The sequence below is a fragment of the Muricauda brasiliensis genome (genome assembly GCF_003057865.1).
GTDB lineage: Bacteria > Bacteroidota > Bacteroidia > Flavobacteriales > Flavobacteriaceae > Flagellimonas > Flagellimonas chongwuensis.
The window spans coordinates 1-277 of the sequence record NZ_QBTW01000053.1 but is presented as its reverse complement, the minus strand read 5'-3'; the positions used below and the strand labels follow the sequence as shown (position 1 = coordinate 277).

General features: G+C 36.1%; 1 protein-coding gene. It reads right to left on the bottom strand.

What is annotated here, in order from left to right:
- On the bottom strand, positions 1-137 hold a 137-nt coding region (locus DCK90_RS16915), incomplete at its 3' end, for a single-stranded DNA-binding protein (protein ID WP_159075882.1).
- Positions 138-277: the final 140 nt, after the last annotated feature.

The following is a 277-nucleotide window of genomic DNA, read 5'->3' as shown; positions in this document are numbered from 1 at the left end:
CCGGTTTGCCTATTGGTATATGTTTCTTGGGTGTCCAAAGGGAACCTGCCAATACAGTTTCCGCCCTCAAAATAGTGCATTTTTACTTCGTCTCCCAAATGCCCTATCAGCATTACTTTGTTCAATGTTCCGCTCATATCTCTCTTAATTAATCAAAACTACTAAATTTTCAATGTCTTGATAAAATCTGCTATCAAAACTGTTACGTGAAAACCTCCAAATTCCTCCCAAGGTGTTCATTCCTTTAATATATCAGAAGTTTTTAAGATCCAAAATT